Raw genomic sequence first — 19,920 nt, 5'->3', positions numbered from 1 at the left:
GAGCCCGGATTCGCTATGGACTACTTTGCAGAAAGCATCAAGAAAGCCATTCGCACGGTGCCTGACTGGCCCAAGCCAGGGGTCGCCTTCCGCGACATCACCACTGTACTGCAGGATCGCACCGCGTTCCGCAAACTGATTGATGCCTTTGTTCACCGTTACCACGGCCACAAGATCGATGCGGTTGCAGCGGTAGATGCCCGTGGCTTCATTATCGGTTCGGCACTCGCCTATGAACTCAACGCCTCGCTGGTGCTGATCCGCAAGAAAGGCAAGCTGCCGTTCGACACCCTGGTGGAAGACTACGAACTGGAGTACGGCACCGCCTCGGTGGAGCTGCACAAGGATGCCTTCAAACCCGGCGACAACGTGGTTCTGGTGGACGACCTGATTGCTACCGGAGGCACCATGCTGGCGGCCTCGCGCCTGATCCGCCGTATTGGTGCCGAGATTGTCGAAGTGGCGGCAATGATCGACCTTCCGGACCTGGGCGGCTCACGCAAGCTGCAGGAGGAAGGTCTGAAGGTTTATACTGTGTGCTCGTTTGAGGGCGATTAGGGGGCTGCCATGCCTGATTATCAGCACCACTGGAAAGACGGGACACCGGTTCACCTGCCGCTGGGCAAGATTGTCTGCATCGGCCGCAACTACGCGGAGCATGCCCGGGAGTTGAACAACCCGGTGCCGGATGAACCATTACTGTTCATAAAACCGGCAACCTCGGCAGTGCATATCACCCGCCCGCTGGACTTTCCCCGGGACCGGGGTGAAGTCCATTTTGAAGCCGAACTGGCCGTACTGATTGGCCGCCCGCTGACCAACGCCTCCGCCAGCGAAGCCGAAGGCGCCATTCTCGGCTATGGCATGGCACTGGACCTGACCCTGCGGGACCTGCAGTCCCGGCTCAAGGACAAAGGCCAGCCCTGGGAAAGAGCCAAGGCCTTTGACGGCGCTTGCCCACTGTCGCCATTCGTATCCATTGACCGACTTCGACGCGACCACCTGACCTTTACCCTGGACATCAACCGTGAACGCCAGCAAACCGGCGACACCCGCGATATGCTGAACCCGATCGTGCCTCTGATCGCGCACATGAGCAGCCAGTTCACGCTGATGCCCGGCGATGTGGTCCTCACCGGCACGCCCAAAGGCGTCGGGCCGCTGGAATCGGGGCAGATATTGTCCCTGGAACTGGAAGATGCCTTGTTTGTTGAGACCACCGTGCTCTAGTGTGGGAACACGGATCTGCAAACCCAGTCAGGTCCATCGGCTTTTCAGGACGTATATCAGGCATGGCAAAGAAACCGGTTACCACCCGTAGCGGACGATTCTTCAGACTGGCAGGCATGACGGCTTCTGTAGCCGGGCAATATGCCGGGCAGCGCGCACGCCGGATATTCCGCAGCGAAGAGGACGACGAAGGCGCCCGCTCCGAAAGCTACACCCGTATGGCAGACCAGATTGTCGACACCCTGGGGGAGCTGAAAGGTGCAGTGATGAAGGTCGGGCAGATAGCGTCGCAGACTCAGGACTTTCTGCCCCGGGAATTCTCCGACGCTCTCGAGCGGCTGCAGAAAGAAGCGCCGCCGATGCCCTTCGAGGTGATTGTCGGGCAGGTAGAAAGCGAGTTGGGCAAGCCGGTTTCAGAATTGTTCGAATACCTGCAGGAAAAACCCTACGCCGCCGCTTCCATTGGCCAGGTCCACCGTGCCCGGCTGCACGATGGCACCGATGTCATCGTCAAGGTTCAGTACCCGGGGGTGGACGAATCCTGCGACAGCGATCTGAAGCAGCTACGCATGGCCCTGAAACTGGGCGGATTGCTGCGGATGCCCAAGGAACACGTGGACCAGCTGTTCGGTGAAATCCGTGTCCGGCTGAAAGAAGAACTGGATTACGAAAACGAGGCCCGCAACCTGGAACTCTTCCAGGCATTCCATGCCAACGACGACTGGATCGTCATCCCGAAAGTGTTCGAAAGCCACTCGTCCCGGCGGGTGCTGACCATGGAGCTGGTGGAAGGCGACCACATCAGCGAGGTAACACCGGAAAAATACGATCAGGACACCATCAACCTGATTGGTCACCGCATCTTCACCATGATGGCGGACCAGCTTTTCCGCTACCAGTGCATCCATGGCGACCCCCACGCCGGCAACTTTGCCTACCGCCCCGACGGCACCATCATTCTGTATGACTTCGGGTGTGTGAAAAAACTGAAGCCGGAGATTGTTGAAGCCTATCGCAACGCCCTCATTTCGGCCCTTGAAGAAGACTACGCCGCCCTGGACCAACACCTGATTGCCCTGGGCGCTCGCGTGGAATCCCAACCGGCAGTGGACGAAGCCTACTATGCCATGTGGCGGGACATCCTCATTCAGCCGTTCCGTAGTGACACACCCTACGATTTCGCTGACTCGGAGCTCCACAAGCACGTTGCCGCCAAGACCACGACCGTGTTCAAATACCTGGATTATTTCAAACCACCGGTGGAGAGTATATTCATCGACCGCATGATTGCCGGGCATTACTGGATGATGAAGCGGCTGGGTGTGCAGGCGGCGTTTCGGGAAGAACTGGAGAAATACCTTCGACAAACGCCGGACTGAGTTGTCACCCGGCCCGGCAGAGCGGCCAAAAAACTACTCGGGTTTCTGTTTCAGCAAATCCCGGATCTCCATCAATAACTGCTCCTGTGCTGAAGGAGCGGGCGGTGCGGCCGGGGTTTCCGCGTCCTTTTTACGCATGCTGTTCAGCGCCCTCACAGCGATGAAAACAGCAATTGCGACAATCAGAAAATCGAACACGGCCTGGATGAATGCCCCGTAACGGATCGCAACCGCCTCCGCACCCTCCTCGGCGGCTTTGAGCGTAATAACGAGGTTGGAAAAGTCGACACCGCCGATAAGTAGTCCGATAGGTGGCATCATAACATCGGCAACAAACGACGAAACAATCTTGCCGAATGCGACACCGATGATAATGCCTACCGCCATATCCATGACGTTACCCTTGACCGCAAATTCCTTGAACTCCTTTACGATGCTCATCGCAATCAACTCCCTGATACCAGACCTTGTTGGCCCAAAAAAACAGCAGAGGGCACGCCCACACGAGCGCTATAGAATTGTAGCGGAGTTTTGGGCGATTACTGCCACGGATCAGCGGTTTTCAAGTCCGGCCACCCATTGGGACACACCCTCACAGGCCCCCTTACGAATAACCCTCGCCCTGGAAAGGTTTGCCGGCTCACCGGGATCGATGACCGTAATCGGCACATCAAAATCCACCAGGTCCACCAGCCCCGCGGCTGGATAGACCTGCAGGGATGTGCCCACGATCAGCAGGTGATCCGCAGTTGGGACGATCTCGGCAGCGGCCTCAATCATCGGCACTTCCTCACCAAACCACACAATATGAGGCCGCAGCTGGGCGCCACGCTCGCAGGTGTCGCCGGTATGGATATCCGCGAACCCGATGTCGTAGACCAGTTCGGGGTGCTTTGAGCTGCGGGCCTTGGTGAGTTCGCCGTGCAGGTGGATGACATTGCTGGAGCCGCCCCGTTCGTGCAGGTTGTCCACGTTCTGGGTGATGATGGTTACCCGGTAATGCTGCTCCAGCTTCGCCAGCAGGCGATGGGCGTTATTGGGCTGTGCCGACTTCAGCTGCCGGCGGCGTTCATTGTAGAAGCGCAACACCAGTTCCTGGTTGCGGGTAAAAGCCTCCGGTGTGGCGACGTCATAAACGCTGTGCTGCTCCCACAGCCCGCCATTGTCGCGAAAGGTGGAAAGGCCACTTTCGGCACTCATGCCTGCGCCGGTGAGAACCACGATGTGATCTTTCATAGGGCACCGCTTTTATTTTTGTAGGGATGTACGTCAGAACCAGAGTTTCTCCGGCTTACGCCGTTTTTCTACTCTGAGCCCATGTTTTTCAAGGATAGCAACCAGTTCCTCGGTGTCATCCATATTAAGGAAAGAAGCCAGGGAAATTTCTTCGCCCCGGAACTGCAGATGGAGCTTGGGGGGCGTCCAGGGGTGGCGCGGCACATCCTGCCAGACGCGGGTATGGCGGCGGGGAAGTTCCCACTCTTTTTCCTTGCGGGTAAGGCCTTTTTCCAGGCGTATCAGTTCCGGTGAGAAAGTGAGCACTTCCCGCTTCTGGCACTTCCTTGAGGTATAGTAAAACGCCGCCACCAGGGCGCCCAGCTCCAGGCCGGCAAACGGCAACACCGGCCATGCCCCGATCAGGACCATTCCGGTGGAGATCATCAATTGAAGGAACACTGCCGCCAGCCAGACGCGGATGTTTCCCTTCCATGTCATGGACTGGTTGGGGGTCAGGAGAAAACAGTCGCCTTCATCTCGGGAAAGCTGCTCTACCATTGCGGTTACTCCCGGGAACCACCCGCACCGCCCTCACGCCTCTAGTCGAAGATCTTGCCGGGGTTCATCACCCGGTTGGGATCGAAGACCTGCTTGATGCCTCTCAGGTAGGCAATTTCAGCAGCGCTGCGGGTGTACTCCAGATACGCCTTCTTGGTCATGCCTACGCCGTGTTCTGCAGACACGCTGCCCTGATAACGTTCGACAATCTCGAAGACCCATTTGTTCACCTGTTGGCATTTCTCAAAGAAATCCTCCTTGGCCATGTCTTCGGGCTTGAGGATATTCAGGTGCAGGTTGCCGTCACCGATGTGACCGAACCAGATGATTTCAAAATCCGGATAATGCTCGGTTACCACCGCGTCGATTTCCTGCAGGAAACCCGGCACCCGGGAAACCACCACAGAGATATCATTCTTATACGGCGTGCGCGGTGCAATGGACTCGGAAATCCGTTCCCGTAGCTGCCACAGGTTCCGGGCCTGGGTTTCGCTCTGACTGATTACGCCGTCCAGTACCCAGCCATTTTCGACACACTGTTCAAACAGTGCCATTGCATCGTCCATCACCTGGTCGGAGACTGCCTCGAATTCCAGCAGTGCATAGTATGGCGCCTCGGTTTCAAAGGGCGCCTGCACCTGGCCGTGGGCCAGTACATGGCCCATGGCCTGGTGGGAAAAGAACTCGTACGCGGTCAGGTCGATCTGCTTCTGGAAGGTCTGCAGCACATCCATGGTGTTGGTAAGGTCGTTCAGGCCCAGAACCAGTACGGTCAGGTTGTCCGGCTTGCGGGACAGCTTCATGGTGGCCTCGGTAATGAAGCCCAGGGTTCCTTCCGCACCAATGAACAGATGGCGCAGGTCATACCCGGTGTTGTTCTTTTCCAGGTCCTTGTTCAGGTCGAGGATATCACCCTTGCCGGTCACCACTTTCAGGCCGGCGACCCAGTCCCGGCTCATGCCATAGCGGATCACCTTGATGCCACCGGCGTTGGTGGACAGGTTGCCACCGAGCTGGCTGGAGCCCGCCGAGGCAAAATCCACCGGATAGTAAAGGCCGTTTTCTTCCGCAAAATTCTGAAGCTGCTCCGTCACCACCCCGGCCTGGCATTTCACGGTGCGGTCACTGGCGCTGAAATCCAGGATCTGGTTCATGTTGTCAAACGCCACCACTACCTCACCATTGGCGGCCACAGCGCCGGCACTCAGGCCCGTGCGTCCACCCGAAGGCACCAGCGCCACCTGGTTGTCATTGGCAAACATCACCAGTGCCTGCACCTGCTCGGTGGTTTTTGGCAGAACGATAGCCACCGGTTTGGGCAGATAGATCCTGGTCCAGTCCTTGCCGTAGTTTTCCAGGTCGGCCGGGTCGGTCAGTACTTTCCCGGGCGTCTGGCCCGTTTCCATCAGGGCGCGAAGGGAGGCAACGATCTGTTCAGAATTCATGGATAGTCCGGTCTCGCAAAGGGTTAGTCAGGGCGTCAGCAGGCGAAGTTGATTCAGATAACCTGACGCGCTGTGAAAATCTGCGTTTATGGTATCATACCGCCCCTGTTCTGTGAGCCCGCCCGCCAACAGCGGCGCTCACGGGTCATTTCATGTGACGAAAGGTTCGGAAGCAAGCCCATGTCTAATACGTCTCTTGAAAAGAGCAAAATCCGCATCCTGCTGCTCGAAGGCGTGCACCAGTCTGCCATTGATACCCTGAATGCCGCAGGTTATACGAACATCGAGTACCTGACTCACTCGCTGGCCGAGGATGAGCTGGTGGAAAAAATCGCTGACGCTCATTTCGTGGGTATCCGCTCACGCACCCAGCTGACCGAAAAGGTATTCGAGGCCGCCCAGAAACTGGTGGCAGTAGGCTGCTTCTGCATTGGCACCAACCAGGTTGATCTTCAGGCCGCCACCCGTCGCGGCATCGCTGTCTTCAACGCCCCCTTTTCCAATACGCGCAGTGTGGCGGAACTGGTTCTTGCCCAGGCCATTCTTTTGCTTCGTGGCGTACCCGAGAAGAACGCCAAGGCGCACCGTGGCGAGTGGCTGAAGTCCGCCAAGGACAGTTATGAAATCCGTGGCAAGAAACTCGGCATCATCGGTTACGGCAACATTGGCACCCAGTTCAGTGTGCTGGCGGAAGGCCTGGGCATGGACGTCTATTTCTACGATGTGGTCTCCAAGCTGTCTATCGGCAATGCCACCCAGGTAGGTACGATGCAGGAACTGCTGAACACCTGCGACGTGGTCAGCCTGCATGTACCGGAAACGCCGGCCACCAAGTACATGTTCAAGGCGGAGCAGTTTGCCCAGATGAAACCGGGTAGCATCCTGATGAACGCCTCTCGTGGCACCGTGGTGGACATTGACGCATTGGCTGATGCCCTCGGTAGTGGAAAGCTTCTGGGCGCCGCCATTGATGTCTTCCCGGTGGAACCCAAGTCCAACGACGAAGAATTCATCTCACCGCTGCGAGAGTTCGACAATGTCATCCTGACCCCGCACGTGGGTGGCTCCACCATCGAAGCCCAGGAAAACATTGGCCGCGAAGTGGCGGAAAAGCTGGCCATGTACAGCGACAACGGCACCTCTGTCTCTTCCGTGAACTTCCCGGAAGTGGCCTTGCCCTCGCACCCGAACCAGCACCGCCTGCTGCACATCCACGAGAACGTGCCGGGCGTGATGTCGGAAATCAACCAGGTGTTCTCTGAGAACGGCATCAACATTTGCGGCCAGTACCTGCAGACCAAGGAGGACATCGGCTACGTGGTGATCGACGTCGACAAGGAATACGGCGAGCTGGCACTGGAGAAGCTGTTGAAAGTGAAAGGCACCATTCGGTGCCGCGTTCTGTTCTGATCCGGGAACATGAGGCATCACCAGGAGCCGGGGCCCACAAGCCCCGGCTTTTTTTTGGCCAATCAGGCCAACTCCCGGAAATAACCCCCGGTTAACCTGGTTTTCAGTGCTTCGCCCTTTCAGTATTACTGAGGCACTCTGAGCAGGAGGTTGGGCGATCCGTCTTTAATACCACCAAGTACGTTTTCGGTCGCCAGATCGTCCAGGCGGGCGTCCACGGCCGAAGGTGAAAGCCCGGGTTCAGCCCCGAGGATGAGGGCAGCGCCCCCCGCTACGTGAGGCGATGCCATGGAGGTACCGCTGATGGTGTTCACTTCATCGTCTTCCTGATACCAGGCTGCGGTTATGTCAGAGCCCGGAGCAAACAGGTCCAGGCATCCACCGTGGTTGGAGAAGGACGATCGCTGGTCCTCCCGGGTGGTGCTTCCCACAGTAATCGCTGGTTCTACCCGATTGGGGGACCCGGAGCAGGCATCGGCATCGCTGTTACCTGCAGCCACCACGAATGCCACCCCCTGCTCGATCGCCCCACGCACCGCAGTGTCCAGAGCATCGGAATCTCCTCCACCCAGAGACATGTTGGCCACCGCTGGCGCCCGATGATTCTCGGCCACCCAGTCCACGCCTGCTATCACATCCGCGTTAGTACCGGCGCCGGAACAGTCCAGCACCCGGACCGCCGAGACAGACGCGTGCTTGGCCACGCCATAAACCGTACCCGCAGCAGTGCTGGCCACGTGGGTGCCGTGGCCATTACAGTCCGTGGTGTTTTCCGGGTCGGTTTCGCCACCGATATTGACGATCGGGCCGATCAACGGCAACCCGCCCAGGCCCAGTAGCCCGGCATCGTTAACTGCGAAATTGCGGCCTTCAATCACCCGCCCGGCAAACTCATCATGGGTATCCCGCAATCCGGTATCGATGATGTAAACACTGACACCATTGCCGGCGGATTGCGGGTAGCTGTATCGCTCGTCCAATGGCAACACTGCCTGGTCTATCCGATCCAGGCCCCAGGTGGCATCAACCTGGGTCTCGACATTAGCCGCGACCACCTGGTCGGGCTCAACCGCCAGAACGCCAGGCAGGGAGGACAGCAAAGCCGCCTGTTGTTCCGTCAGGGTGACTGCTGCACCGGTCATCGCGGTCCGGTACAGATGCAGAATATCGCCACCACCCACAGCTAACAGCAGGGATTCGACACTTGCCTGTAAGTCGGACAGGCCAAGCATGTCGGGAATGGCGGAGTCCAGGGTCAATATGTAGCGGCCGGGCAAGCTGTCTCCTGGCTGAAGTGCGGCCGCGGTTGTTTCCGTAGAGTCCGGCAGCCCGGCCTCATTCACCAGGCCCGCATAGGCAGGCGCGGCGGCAAGAAAACAGACGGTCAATCCCATTGTTATTGTGATCTTTGTTGTCAAAGCACATCCTCCTTTTGCTCACTTTCCAGTAATGAGACTCACCAGGAACGGACAGCATAGAGCCTCAGGTCTCCTCACGGGGCGACCCGTCAAACAGTTCCATGAGTGACGAACCAAATCAGGTCAGAAGGGGCCATGCAGGCGCTTTTAAACAATTTGTAATGGCAGGGGGGCGTCGGGGAATTGGGGAAGCGGGACAGAACTGGCTCCGGAAACCATCGTATTCCGGAGCCAATCAATCATCATGCGTTTTTGTTACTGCATCGGAACCAGCGTCAGTTCAACGCGGCGATTCTGTTCACGGCCAGAGGCCGAATCATTGGATGCGATGGGATAACGCGGGCCATAGCCGACGGCACGCGTGCGCCTGGGCTCAATGCCCTGGTTCAGCAGGAAGTCCCGAACAGAGCTTGCGCGACGCTCGCTCAGCAACTGGTTATAGTCCCTGGAGCCGGTGCTATCAGTGTGGCCTTCGATCTGGATGATGGTCTTGTCAAACTCCTTCAGCACCAGTGCCACGGATTCCAGCGTATTGCTGAAAGACGGCTTGATGGAAGACTGGTCCACATCAAAGGTGATGTTGCCAGGCATGACCAGTTCGATTTCGTCGCCGTTGCGCACGACGCGAACACCGGAGCCTTCCAGCTTGCGGCGCAGTTCGGCTTCTTGCTTGTCCATGTAGTAGCCGATACCACCGCCAACTGCAGCGCCGGATGCAGCACCAATCAGTGCCCCCTTGCCGCGGTCACTGCTGCTGGACGTTGCCGCACCAACAGCCGCGCCACCGATGGCGCCAATTATACTGCCCTTGGTAGCGCTCGATGTTTTCTCTTCCCCGGTATAGGGGTCGTATGTCATACAGCCGCCCAAACCAACAGTGGCGACAGCAAAAGCAACAATAGTTTTCTTCACGGCATTCTCCAGAGTCTTTCCAAGGTATTACTGATAGCGGCACGTTCCCGCTCTGTGTTTACTTAACAGGCTTCCGAAAGGAAGCTGTCGTGGTCGCTTTCAAAGGTATCCACTATGGTGTTGAATACCGTTGCCTGCAAATCCTGAGCTTCGTTTACCAAGTGATGACGCCCATCGGGGATCCTGAGTTCCTCAACCGAGGCAAATTTATTACGGATAATCCGCAGATTGTGCTGCCAGTCGACGGTCAGGTCCTTCTCCCCCTGCACCACCGTCACCGGATAATTTACCGGACGAGCGGATTCGATATGGGGCACCCACTGCCGCAACGCCGACACCCAGTCTACATGAACAGCCCTGGCCTGAAGCGGATCATACTCCTTAAGGAAGGTCAGAAAACGCGAGTTTCCACTGTTCGTACCAAACACTCGGGCCCACCGTGAAACAAACGGTTTAGCCAGGCTATGGAGGAGTTTTGCCCCCAGCCACCCCATCGGGCGTATCAGCGGGGCCAGTAACACAACCCGCCGGAAATCCGAGGTTTCGGGAGTATGGTGATTGGTCAGCAGATAATCAATCAGGATAGCGCCGCCGGTACTTTGCCCCACCGCATACCACGGTGCCCTTACCTTGCCTCTCACCTTGGCCATCACGTCTGTCAGTACCGCCTGATATTCCAGGAAACTGCCAATAGCTGCCGGCGTTCCGCTGGACAGCCCGTGACCTGGCTGATCGTAAGCGAGCACGTCGAACCCCGCGCCCAGGCAACGATCAATCAACTGGCTGTACAGGCCCACGTGGTCAAAATAGCCATGCAGGATGAACACGGTACCTTTGGGCCGACGTTGTTCGGGCAACCGGAAATAGTGCACCATCACCTGGTGCCGGTCCGCCATGACGTACCCTTGATGATAGGAAACATCCGGGTGCTCCACCCAGAGATCCAGCCCGTAAAACCGACAGTAGGCCACCATATCTTCGCCAAGCGCTTCCCGGCGTTCGGGATCGAATGGCTCCAGCCTTTCCAGAAGCGATGCCCTGTTCCAGTTCGGAATTTCTATGGTATCTGTTTTCCAGTACACGTAGAGTTAAACGCCTGTTATCAATAGGTGCAAAGTTGGCACGTTGGCCGCCGGGGGCCCAGCCGTTAGATTAGCACACCACAACACCTTTTAGGCCGTTAAAGCGGAGTGAACAATGATACAAACTGCCCTGGAAACAGGACTGCGCCAGACCATGATCCGCCTGATCAGGCCTTTGCTGCACCCTGCCGTTCCGGTAAGCATTCAGCGCAAACTGGTGAGCAAAGCCTATCTGACCTCGGTTCCACCCCGTGGCACCCGCTTTGAAAACATTGAGGCCGAGGGCGTTGCCATAACGCGAGTCTGCCACAGTGACAACCCGGACGGTGTCGTACTGTATTTCCATGGTGGCGGTTATATCATCGGCTCCCCGCGAACTCACCGGGGAATTACCGGGCACCTCGCCAGGGCCAGCGGCACCATCGTAATAGTACCTGACTACCGGCTGGCCCCCGAAAACCCTTACCCGGCAGCCCTGGACGATGCGGAAGCCGTTTATCTGGCGCTGCTTGACGAGGGACATCCGCCGGCGTCACTCAGCCTCGCGGGCGACTCTGCCGGAAGCGGGCTGGCCATCGCACTGGCAATGCGCTTGCGGGACAAAGGGTTGCCCCTGCCCTCATCACTGATGGTCATGTCTCCCTGGACCGACCTTTCCAATGCACACCTTTACTCACCGGAATGTGAGCCGGTTCTGCAAAGACGCTGGATCGATAAGGCCGCCCGCCTGTATTGTGGTAGTGAACCTGTAGCCAACCCTTACGTCTCTCCGGTTTATGGGGACCTTTCCGGCTTGCCCCCCTTGCTGATCCAGGTAGGCAGCCAGGAAATCCTGATGAACGACGCTCAGCGCCTGGCGACAGTGGCCAACCGGGACAGCGTGGATACCCGGCTGGAGATCTATAACAGCCTTTGGCATGTGTTCCAGGTGCATGCCGGGCAGCTGGACCGGGCCACCGAAGCGCTGGAAACGGCGGGCCAGTTTATTCGACGCCACCTCACCACCTGATGGTCCAGCGGCAATCAGGTTTTTAACGCGGTCAGATCGGGCAGGGACAACTCACCGCGAACCAGTGCCTCTTTCTGCCGGCGCGGCCAACGCTTGATCTGCCACTCCAGTTGCGACGCAGTTACCCGGTCCCGGGTCTCGGCAGAGAAGACCAGCTCAAGGGGCCCCTTTCCCCGCAAGCTTCTGGCACCCTTTGGGGCGCCGGCCTGATGCTCCGCAAACCGGCGTGGCACATCCGTAGTGATGCCGGTGTAGAGGGCTCCCCTGGCCGTTCGCACCATATAGACAAACCACTGGCTCATGTGGATTGTGCCCTGGCCATTTTTTCCCGGGCCTTGCGCTGCTGAATCCATAACCCCGCGACAATCAGAACCAGACCAATGTAGGTGGACGGCAGAATGATTTCCCCGAGGATGAAATAGATAAATACCAGGGACAGGAACGGGGAGATAAAAATCAGGTTGCTCACCCGGGAGGTATTCTCGGCCTTTTTCATGGCATAGGACCATAGAATAAAGGCAATGCCCATCTCGAAAACGCCTACGTAGATGGCGGCCGTAAGGCCGGTACCTGGGCTGAAGTCAAAGCCCGCTGTCAGGGCACAGATCGCCACGATCACCGGCAAGCCGCACAGGAAGTTCAGGAACAGCCCCACCACCGGGTCCCGGGTGTCCCGTGTGGCAATAATCCAGTAGGAGGCCCAGACCAGTGTGCTGCCGATCGCATACGCCACTCCGAGGGGGTCGGAGAAGGTCATTGAAAAGACATCACCGCGGGTCGCAATCACCACCACACCGCTGTAACAGATCAGCCCGGCAATGATATCCGCGCGCCTCAGCCGCTGCCCCAGAAAGGGCACCGAGAGGTACGCCAACACCAGTGCCCAGGTGTAGTTCAGGGGCTGGGCTTCCTGGGCTGGGAGTCGATCAAAGGCGCCGAACAGCAGAAAATAATACAGGCAGGGGTTGATCAGCCCCATTCCGATGGACTGTAGATACTGGCGCCGACTCAACTGGAAAACCAGGTGCCAGCGACGCTGGAGCATGAGCACCAGTGCCATAACCAGCACCGAGGCGGAACAGGCCACTACCAGCATCTGTATCGGGCTCAGCTCCCGCAACGACAGCTTGAAGGCTGTGGCGACGGTGGACCAGAGCAGCACCGTGCCCAGACCATACAGCATGGCGTGTTTCTGGTTAGTCATGAGCCTCGTCCTTTTCGCTATCCAGCCAGCGATAAAGAGTGCGACGATTTACCCCCAGTATCTGTGCGGCCCGCCGCTTGTTGCCATCCACGGCAGTGATAACACGCTCGACATAATCCTGCTGAACCTGATCCAGGGTGGGCCAGTCTGCGAGATTTCCTGCGGGCAGGCCGGGCCTTGCTTCAGGTGTCTCCGTCCGGCGTTTACGTATCCGGGCGGGCAGATGCTCCGGGAGGATTACCTCACCTTCGCAGAAGGTCACAGCCCGCTCTATGGCACTGCCCAACTCTCTAACATTGCCCGGAAACGGGTAGTCAGCGAGGATCTGTGATACCACCTCGCTCATCTGCAGGAAACCACGGTTGTGCCGCTTCGCCGAATCCCTCAGAAAGTGCATGGCGAGGAGGTCCACGTCGTCTCCACGCTCCCGCAGCGGAGGCACGACCAGGGTCAGGGTTTCCAGCCGGTAATAAAGGTCTTCCCGGAAGTTCCCCTGCTCCACGGCTTTGATCAGATCCTGATGGGTTGCAGCGATGATGCGTACATCCACCTTCTCTTCCTGGTCGGCGCCCACCGGCTTGATCGTGCCTTCCTGCAATACCCGCAACAACTTAGCCTGCAAGGCCAGGGGCATTTCTCCGATTTCGTCCAGCAGCAGCGTGCCACCATCCGCCTCTGCAAACAGCCCCGGACGCGAGGATTTCGCCCCGGTGAAGGCGCCGGCTTCATGACCGAAGAACTCACTTTCCATCAGTTCCTGTGGAATGCCGGCACAATTAACCGGGATGAACGGCCGGCCCCTGCGGTCACTCTCCCTGTGGATTGCGCGGGCCACCAGCTCCTTGCCGGTCCCGCTTTCACCGCTGATCAGAACCGCGGCCTGGCTTCTGGCCACCTGTTTGATCTCATTCCTCAGCTGTACCAATGCCCGGCTTTCACCCACCAGGCCGAGTGAATTGTCTTCTGTGGTCTGCGACTTGTAGCGAGCCAGTTCGCTGGTAATGGCCGCGTGGGCCAGCAAACGCTTGATCTTCAATCTCAGATGATCGGTGGAGAGTGGTTTGGTGAGAAAATCATCGGCGCCCGCCTTGAGGGCCTCCACCGCCTGATCGACCGTGCCAAAAGCAGTAATGATGATAAACGACACCGACCTGCCCTCAGCCTGCAGCTGCCGGAGTATCGACAACCCATCACCGTCCGGAAGCCGGAGATCCGAAACAACCAGATCAGCGCCTGATTCCAGGGCGAGCCTGCGCCCTTCCTCCGCTGTTCCGGCGCAGATTACCCGGTAACCGTCCACCTCAAGCTCTTCCGCCAGCAAGGTTCGTAAACTGGCGTCGTCTTCCACCAGCAGAATCGAGGATGGATTACGGCTCATGACTGTTCTCTCCAAGGGCTTCCTGGTGTTGATAAACCGGCCAGAAAGTAGACATCCGGCATCCGCCCTCAGGGCTCGAGCCCACCTCAATCCGGCCGCCGTGCTCTTTGAGCACACTGCCAACAACGGCGAGCCCAAGACCGGTCCCTTCACCCGCAGCGCGGGTACTGAAGAAGGGCTCGAAAATGCGCTCACGCATGGCTTCCGCTATCCCCGGACCATCGTCACCCACCCGCAACTCCCACAGCCCGTCATGCTCGGCAAGAGCCACTGTCACTGTTGAGCGGGCCGCCTGGCAGGCATTACGGATGATATTCACGCATGCCATCTCAAGACGGGTCGGCTCTGCCAGGATGTCTGCCGTCCTATTGGGGATTGCGGACCGGATCTCTACCCCCTGGCACCTGGGCTCTTCACGGATGCGCCCCACGACTTCCTTTGCGGTTGCCGCCAGATCGGTCTTGCGGCGGGAGTCAGGAACGTGACGGAAGCAATCAAGTAGCTGCTGGATGATCAGTGTCATGCGCTCGACCTGGTGCTCTATATCCGTGAGATGTCGCCTGTCACCGTCAGCCAGATCGCCCCGGCCCAGTATGTTGGCACGACCCTGAATGACACTCAGTGGAGCGCCAAGTTCGTGGGCAACACCACCCGCCACGCGGCCAATCATGGCCACTTTCTCCTGGTATTCGAGCTGTTCGGCAAGTTCCCTTTCACGCTCGACGCTTGCCCTTATTTCGGTTTCTGCCTGCATCATGCGCTCCCCCATATCACGCAGGCCCTCGTGAATCTGGCGCAGTTCCCGTGGCCCGGCGGGCGCTTCGTCAACTCGCCAGCGCCCGGGTGCCATCTGCTCCATGATTCCCAACAAACGGCTGACATGACGCCCGACTGCTCCGTAGTGCCCCAGCACCACAACGAGGATGACCATCAGCGACACCATTGACCAGATGGTGACGGCCCAGATGCGGCTGGATGCCACCAACTCGTGGAAGTCACTGCGCTTGCGAGTCACCTGAAGCAGCCCCTGAATCCGGCCATCGCCGACAATCAGCGGCGTGAACTGGGAAAAAACAGAAACCCCGTCAACCTGGCGAAAGGCACCGCCGACTTTACCGCTGGCGATAACCCGCTCGGCACTGTCACTGCGGGTGACGTCAGTGTCAGCAACCCCCAGACTGGCAACCTGCTGACCATCCTCATCGAAAACGGAGGCCCCGAACACCCGGCCAATCCGGAATATCGATTTCAGCGACTCGCCCATGACAATTTCATCGCCATCAGACATGGCCTGTGAGAGCGGGCCGCTAACCGCACGGGCAACAAGCTCCAGATCCTCTCTCAGACGATCGTTCAGGTTTTCCTCCACGGCACCCAGCCCCACATAGATAGCGACACCACTGAACACCATAAGCGGAACGACGATGCTCAATACCAGGGTCAGGCGTAGTGACCGGAACATTTTTTGAGCGGTGAGCACAGGCCTTTTCATGGCGAACTCCGACAAAGTGTCACACATCTATGCCACATGTGACATTTCGCCACAACACACATTACCTACCATTAACCTCTTATAAACTCTAGGATATTGTTTTTATTGCATTTAATGAGCTATTCAAAAACTGGCACGGGGCTTGATAGGTGTCACAGAGAAAGCATCAATCAACCAGAACCACCCTTACGGTTCGCCAAGATTGTTTGTAGAACACGCAAGCAATCCAATCACTGCAAAAGGAGAACGTTATGAACAAGCTTCTCGTTTCATTGACCGCATCCCTGGCACTGCTTGCCGCCGGCCCTGCCCTCGCGCAGGACAACCAGCAAAGCCCGGAATCTGCTGACAGCGACGGTGGCTACAGCGACCCGGCTGCTGCAGGCACCCAGAACACCAATTTCAACGACCAGGAACTGAAGCAGTTCGTTAAAGCTCAGGAAGGCATCAATGATATCCGTGACGAATACATGGAGAAAATTGAAGCAGCCGATTCCCAGCAAAAAGCCCAGGAACTGCAGATGGAAGCCAATGATGAGATGGTGACCGTGATTGAGGATGCCGGGATGGATATTCCCACCTACAACTCAATCGCAACTGCCTACAACAGCGAGCCGCAGGTACGGAACCGCGTTGACGCGCTGATGTAAGCGACTGCCTGCGATCGTGTCGTTTCAGGCCCCGCATTAGCGGGGCCTTTTTGGTTGAGCCACCCGGCAAGGTGCAACCACTGTGCCGGCTTATTGTGGTACCTTGCGTACGAGAATCAGTTGATAACGGCCGGAGACAGGACATGCGAAGATTTTGCCATTGGCGGGCCCCATTGTTTGCGATGGTTATTCTGCTACTGGCTGGCTGTTCCGACAGCCCCTCTCCAACCGCAACCCGTGAAGATGCCGAAGAAAAGCCCACCTACCCGGTCACCTGGCGGTTCGCCCTTGAAGAAATTGAGGGCAGCGTCCAGCACCGTTATGCGCTGGAACTGAAAGAGCGTATCGAAAGCATCTCGGACGGCAATATCCTTATCGACATCTTTCCCTACGGCTCGATCGGAACGTCCATCCAGTTGACCGATCTGGCCCGCGAGGGGTCGGTCCATCTTGCTTTTGCATCCCCCGGGCATCTGGCCGACGTGGTTCCGGAAACCGGCGTTTTCACCCTCCACTTCCTTCTGTCGGACGACGAGAATGTAAACCGGGATATTCTGGCCAGTGATGAACTGGTGCAGATGTTCAGCGAACCCTACGCAGAACAGGACCTCCAGCTCCACGGCTTTGTACCCGAGGGCTGGATGGTCTGGACCGCTAACAAACCCCTGAAAACACCTGCCGATTTCGACGGGCTCGCATTCCGCACCATGACCTCGAAGATTTCGGCGGAAGCCTACAGGGCCTATGGCGCGACACCGACTCCGGCGCCCTACTCGCAGGTATACAGCGACCTGCAGTTACAACGTATTGAAGGGCAGGCCAACCCGGTTTTTGCCATTGAAGAGATGGGATTTTACGAGGTCCAGAACACCATGACTTTTGCCAGGCCCGCCCAGTTTGTCACCTCAGTGGTTTCCAACAAGGCGTGGTTTGACGCCCTCCCGGACGACCAGAAACGCTGGCTGGAAGACGCGCTGGATGAGGTCTCACCTCTTGCCTGGGAAGTACAGGCGGAGCTCAATGCCAGCCGCCTTGAAACCATCCGGCAGAACAGCGACATTCGCACCGTTGAGCTGACAGAACAAGAGCGTGACCGTTTCCGCGAAGCCAGCCTGTCGGTTCGCGAAAGCTACGCCCGCATCGCGGGCAAACGGGGAGAAGCCATTCTGGAACGCCTCATCGGCATGGTCGATGAGGCGGAGTCGGACGTCCCCGACCTCTGAACCGGAAGGTAGATCACGTCATTCCGGAACCAGCCAGTCCATCGTTGACGTAATGCCAAGACAGTCACTGGCGGAAACAGCTTCCATCATCGCCGCGAGCCTGCGGTCAAACCCCCAGGGTGGATTGATCACCAGCATCCCGGAGCCGGACATACCACGCTCCGGTGATTGCCTGAGCGTTATCTCACTGCAAAGCACTTTTCGCACAGGGCCGCCGGAAACTGCATTTTTTAGTCTTTCATGGGCGCTGCCGGCCAGAATCGGATACCAGATCAGGTACACCCCGTGCCGGCATTTCTGCCAGGCTCGCGTCAGCGCCTCCGCCACATCTTCATACTCGCTTTTTACCTCATAGGAAGGATCCGTCAGTACCAGAAGCCTTGGCTGTCTGGGAGGCAAGCCACGGAGCAGCCCTTTCAGGCCATCCTCCCGACAGATTCGAACCCCGGAACGCCCGGAACCCCACTGGGCCAGAGTTTCACTTTCGGCCGGATGCAGTTCAAAGGCCGTCAGGCTGTCCTGCTCACGCAGATACCTGTAAAACCAGTGGGGAGAACCGGGATAACGCTCAATCTCACCATGGTGCCCTGCTCCGGGTGCCAGCTCCTCGATGAGAACCTGCCAGTCCTCCGATTGCAGTTGTTCCCTGTAGCGCCAGACTTTTTGAACCCCCGAGTTTGCTTCACCCGTTTTCTGCGCCCGGTCACCGGCAAGATCATAGCTTGCACTGCCTGCGTGGGTATCAAAGCAGGCAATCGCAGAAGGCTTGGCCTGCATCATTCGCAAAGCCAGCACCAGCGCTGAATGTTTCTGGATATCGGCGAAATTACCGGCGTGAAAAGCGTGAAGGTAACTCAACATCATCAGGACTCCCGGTTGACGGACGGGTATTAGGCATCAGTGAAACAGAGGAGGCAAGACTTGAGAACCTGTCGCTGACTGATATCCTTTAGCCCTGATTTGCATGAGGACACCAATTTGCCAACCCCGAAAGATGACACTGCCGAGCGACTGTACAGCCTGATCGCCAACGAAGAAGACGCACGCGTCTGCACCGATATTCCCGAGGAGGCCTGCCGCGAGGTTCCCCGCAACTTCTTCCTGATTCTTGGCAGTAACGTGCTGACCAAACTCGGCGATTTGTTGATCAGCCCCAAAACGGTCCTGGCCTGGCTGCTGAGTGCGATCGGCGCACCTGCACTGGTGGCCTGGCTGGTCCCGATCCGTGAATCGGGGTCGATGATTCCGCAGATGGTGATCGGAGCCTGGGTGAGGCAAAAGCCGGTGCGAAAATGGTTCTGGACGCTCGGGAGCTTCGGGCAGGCGGCAAGTGTCATCGCCATGGCTGCAAGTGTGTGGTTTCTGGAGGGCTACGCTGCCGGTGGTAGCATCATTGCCGCACTCATCGTTTTTTCCCTGGCCCGCGGCTTCTGCTCCGTGTCCATGAAGGACGTGCAGGGCAAGTGCATTCCCAAAACCCGGCGGGGACGGCTCTCCGGCCTGGCGTCCACCCTCGGCGGCACCGCCACCGTTATCCTGACGGCCCTGCTGTTCTGGGACCGGGGGGATCCGACGATCGGTTTTTATACGGTGCTGCTGCTACTGGCTGCCTCACTCTGGATTATTGCCGGCTTCCTGTTTGCCGGTGTTGAAGAATACGACGGTGAAACCGGCGGTGGTGGCAATGCCATGGCAGAAGCCTTCAACAGTCTTTCCCTGCTCCGCGATGACGTTCCGTTCCGGAAATTTGTGGTCACCCGGGCACTGCTGCTCTGTTCGGCCCTGGCCGCCCCCTACTTTGTGGTTCTGGCACAGAAGGAATCCGATATTGGCTGGATGCTGGGGGTTTTCCTGCTGGCCAGCAGTCTCGCCAGCTCACTCAGCGCCAGTTTCTGGGGCTGGGCTGCCGACACTTCGAGCCGGAAAGTGATGATTCGTGGCGCCGCCATGGCCAGTGGTGTATGCCTGGTCGTGGGCACCATCGCACTGATCGACCGAACCGAAACCGGCAGCGTCTGGTTTTACCCGGTCGCTTTCTTCATTCTGAGCGTGGCCCACGCCGGTGTACGGCTGGGCAGAAAAACTTATCTGGTGGATATGGCCGGAGGCAACAAACGCACCGACTATACAGCGGTGAGCAACACCGTCATCGGTGGCCTGCTGCTGGTAACTGGTGGCTTTACGGCGCTGATCTCGATGGTGTCGGATGTGGCGGTCATTCTTGTGCTGGGCCTGATGGGGCTGGCGGGTATGTTCAATGCACTACGTTTGCAGGAGGTAACCTCCGACTGACTCGCGCGACTGAGACGCAC

20 protein-coding genes are annotated in these 19,920 nt (G+C 58.0%); 8 read left to right on the top strand and 12 right to left on the bottom strand.

Annotation, left to right across the window (positions count from 1 at the left end):
- Positions 1-15: 15 nt before the first annotated feature.
- The 3 genes from QPL94_RS08900 (at position 16) to QPL94_RS08890 (ending at position 2,609) form a co-directional block, all read left to right on the top strand.
- The gene (locus QPL94_RS08900; RefSeq protein ID WP_137435209.1) at positions 16-558 is read left to right on the top strand and encodes an adenine phosphoribosyltransferase; all 543 of its coding nucleotides are present in this window, start codon (positions 16-18) and stop codon (positions 556-558) included.
- Between the two features lie 9 nt (positions 559-567).
- Positions 568-1,230: a fumarylacetoacetate hydrolase family protein gene (locus QPL94_RS08895; RefSeq protein ID WP_285356871.1), complete on the top strand. Its 663-nt coding sequence runs from the start codon at positions 568-570 to the stop codon at positions 1,228-1,230.
- A 62-nt stretch (positions 1,231-1,292) separates the two neighbouring features.
- Positions 1,293-2,609 carry an ABC1 kinase family protein gene (locus tag QPL94_RS08890; RefSeq protein ID WP_285356869.1) on the top strand — a complete coding sequence of 439 codons (1,317 nt, stop codon included), beginning with the start codon at positions 1,293-1,295 and terminating at the stop codon, positions 2,607-2,609.
- A gap of 33 nt (positions 2,610-2,642) precedes the next feature.
- On the opposite strand, the gene mscL is transcribed toward QPL94_RS08890, so the two are convergent.
- The 4 genes from mscL to QPL94_RS08870 all read right to left on the bottom strand — a co-directional run bounded on the left by mscL (position 2,643) and on the right by QPL94_RS08870 (position 5,830).
- Complete coding sequence (mscL, locus tag QPL94_RS08885) at positions 2,643-3,050, bottom strand: large-conductance mechanosensitive channel protein MscL (protein WP_285356867.1); 408 nt, start codon at positions 3,048-3,050, stop codon at positions 2,643-2,645.
- 111 nt (positions 3,051-3,161) lie between these two features.
- Positions 3,162-3,845, bottom strand: coding sequence for an SIR2 family NAD-dependent protein deacylase (locus QPL94_RS08880; protein ID WP_285356865.1), 684 nt, complete (start codon positions 3,843-3,845; stop codon positions 3,162-3,164).
- Positions 3,846-3,878: 33 nt separating this feature from the next.
- Positions 3,879-4,385 carry a DUF2244 domain-containing protein gene (locus QPL94_RS08875; RefSeq protein ID WP_285356864.1) on the bottom strand — a complete coding sequence of 169 codons (507 nt, stop codon included), beginning with the start codon at positions 4,383-4,385 and terminating at the stop codon, positions 3,879-3,881.
- 41 nt (positions 4,386-4,426) lie between these two features.
- The gene (locus QPL94_RS08870; protein ID WP_285356863.1) at positions 4,427-5,830 is read right to left on the bottom strand and encodes a D-2-hydroxyglutarate dehydrogenase; all 1,404 of its coding nucleotides are present in this window, start codon (positions 5,828-5,830) and stop codon (positions 4,427-4,429) included.
- A 180-nt stretch (positions 5,831-6,010) separates the two neighbouring features.
- Here QPL94_RS08870 and serA point away from each other — a divergent pair, with 180 nt between their 5' ends.
- Positions 6,011-7,240, top strand: a complete 1,230-nt coding sequence (serA, locus tag QPL94_RS08865; protein ID WP_137435216.1) for a phosphoglycerate dehydrogenase — start codon at positions 6,011-6,013, stop codon at positions 7,238-7,240.
- 125 nt (positions 7,241-7,365) lie between these two features.
- On the opposite strand, the gene QPL94_RS08860 is transcribed toward serA, so the two are convergent.
- The 3 genes from QPL94_RS08860 to QPL94_RS08850 all read right to left on the bottom strand — a co-directional run bounded on the left by QPL94_RS08860 (position 7,366) and on the right by QPL94_RS08850 (position 10,652).
- Positions 7,366-8,658, bottom strand: a complete 1,293-nt coding sequence (locus QPL94_RS08860; RefSeq protein ID WP_285356862.1) for a S8 family peptidase — start codon at positions 8,656-8,658, stop codon at positions 7,366-7,368.
- A gap of 255 nt (positions 8,659-8,913) precedes the next feature.
- Positions 8,914-9,570, bottom strand: a complete 657-nt coding sequence (locus tag QPL94_RS08855; RefSeq protein ID WP_285356861.1) for a YiaD family glycine zipper/OmpA-like lipoprotein — start codon at positions 9,568-9,570, stop codon at positions 8,914-8,916.
- 62 nt (positions 9,571-9,632) lie between these two features.
- Complete coding sequence (locus tag QPL94_RS08850) at positions 9,633-10,652, bottom strand: alpha/beta hydrolase (RefSeq protein ID WP_285356860.1); 1,020 nt, start codon at positions 10,650-10,652, stop codon at positions 9,633-9,635.
- A 115-nt stretch (positions 10,653-10,767) separates the two neighbouring features.
- On the opposite strand from QPL94_RS08850, the gene QPL94_RS08845 reads away from it, so the two are divergent.
- Positions 10,768-11,661, top strand: a complete 894-nt coding sequence (locus QPL94_RS08845) for an alpha/beta hydrolase (protein WP_285356859.1) — start codon at positions 10,768-10,770, stop codon at positions 11,659-11,661.
- 14 nt (positions 11,662-11,675) lie between these two features.
- On the opposite strand, the gene QPL94_RS08840 is transcribed toward QPL94_RS08845, so the two are convergent.
- The 4 genes from QPL94_RS08840 to QPL94_RS08825 are packed head-to-tail and all read right to left on the bottom strand — an operon-like array spanning position 11,676 to position 15,735.
- Positions 11,676-11,963 carry a GIY-YIG nuclease family protein gene (locus QPL94_RS08840; RefSeq protein ID WP_285356857.1) on the bottom strand — a complete coding sequence of 96 codons (288 nt, stop codon included), beginning with the start codon at positions 11,961-11,963 and terminating at the stop codon, positions 11,676-11,678.
- Entirely contained in the window at positions 11,960-12,865 is a 906-nt protein-coding gene (locus tag QPL94_RS08835) for a DMT family transporter (RefSeq protein ID WP_285356856.1), read from the bottom strand. The genes QPL94_RS08840 and QPL94_RS08835 overlap by 4 nt, the downstream gene beginning before the upstream one ends.
- The gene (locus tag QPL94_RS08830; RefSeq protein ID WP_285356855.1) at positions 12,858-14,243 is read right to left on the bottom strand and encodes a sigma-54-dependent transcriptional regulator; all 1,386 of its coding nucleotides are present in this window, start codon (positions 14,241-14,243) and stop codon (positions 12,858-12,860) included. Before QPL94_RS08830 ends, QPL94_RS08835 begins: the two co-directional genes overlap by 8 nt.
- Positions 14,233-15,735: an ATP-binding protein gene (locus QPL94_RS08825; RefSeq protein WP_285356854.1), complete on the bottom strand. Its 1,503-nt coding sequence runs from the start codon at positions 15,733-15,735 to the stop codon at positions 14,233-14,235. The genes QPL94_RS08830 and QPL94_RS08825 overlap by 11 nt, the downstream gene beginning before the upstream one ends.
- Positions 15,736-15,986: 251 nt before the next feature.
- Between QPL94_RS08825 and QPL94_RS08820 the strand changes: the two genes are divergently transcribed.
- Both QPL94_RS08820 and dctP read left to right on the top strand, forming a co-directional pair.
- Positions 15,987-16,385 carry a DUF4168 domain-containing protein gene (locus QPL94_RS08820; protein ID WP_285356853.1) on the top strand — a complete coding sequence of 133 codons (399 nt, stop codon included), beginning with the start codon at positions 15,987-15,989 and terminating at the stop codon, positions 16,383-16,385.
- A gap of 143 nt (positions 16,386-16,528) precedes the next feature.
- Positions 16,529-17,608: a TRAP transporter substrate-binding protein DctP gene (gene dctP, locus QPL94_RS08815; protein ID WP_285356852.1), complete on the top strand. Its 1,080-nt coding sequence runs from the start codon at positions 16,529-16,531 to the stop codon at positions 17,606-17,608.
- An 18-nt stretch (positions 17,609-17,626) separates the two neighbouring features.
- On the opposite strand, the gene QPL94_RS08810 is transcribed toward dctP, so the two are convergent.
- Positions 17,627-18,469, bottom strand: coding sequence for a 23S rRNA (adenine(2030)-N(6))-methyltransferase RlmJ (locus QPL94_RS08810; protein WP_285357875.1), 843 nt, complete (start codon positions 18,467-18,469; stop codon positions 17,627-17,629).
- A 117-nt stretch (positions 18,470-18,586) separates the two neighbouring features.
- Here QPL94_RS08810 and QPL94_RS08805 point away from each other — a divergent pair, with 117 nt between their 5' ends.
- Complete coding sequence (locus QPL94_RS08805) at positions 18,587-19,900, top strand: MFS transporter (RefSeq protein ID WP_285356851.1); 1,314 nt, start codon at positions 18,587-18,589, stop codon at positions 19,898-19,900.
- Positions 19,901-19,920: the final 20 nt, after the last annotated feature.

The organism is Marinobacter sp. SS13-12 (genome assembly GCF_030227115.1).
Lineage (GTDB): Bacteria > Pseudomonadota > Gammaproteobacteria > Pseudomonadales > Oleiphilaceae > Marinobacter.
Note: the sequence above shows the minus strand (reverse complement) of the source record. Positions and strands in the feature narration are given on the sequence as shown.